Source organism: Massilia sp. CT11-108, assembly GCF_047302915.1.
In the GTDB taxonomy this organism is placed as follows: Bacteria; Pseudomonadota; Gammaproteobacteria; order Burkholderiales; family Burkholderiaceae_D; genus Telluria; species Telluria orientalis.
This window is the reverse complement of sequence record NZ_JBKYMO010001482.1, coordinates 1-278: the sequence shown is the minus strand read 5'-3', so window position 1 is coordinate 278 and position 278 is coordinate 1. Positions and strand designations below refer to the sequence as shown.

Here is a 278-nt window from a genome sequence, read left to right as displayed (position 1 = left end):
TCATCGCGCCGTCCGCGAAGGCGATGACGCAGCCGGCCAGCTGGCGTCGCCGCAGCGGCACCGCGCGCTGGGCCAGCACGACGATCAACAGCGGCCACAGATAATTCAGCAGGTTCGCCTCGGCGATCGGCGCGAGCCGGAACGCGGCCACGAGGCTCGCGTGGTACAGGAACAGGCTGGCGATCCCGAAACCCAGGATGGCGGCCGGCACCCTCCATTCGCGCCACCGGTGGATGGAAGCAAGGCCGCCGCAGCACAGCGCGACGCCCGTCAGCAGC

Annotated in this window: 1 pseudogene; it reads right to left on the bottom strand. The window is 70.9% G+C overall.

From position 1 onward, the window contains the following. Positions 1-278 (bottom strand): annotated as a pseudogene (locus ACEN88_RS35365) (EamA/RhaT family transporter); the annotation flags it as partial.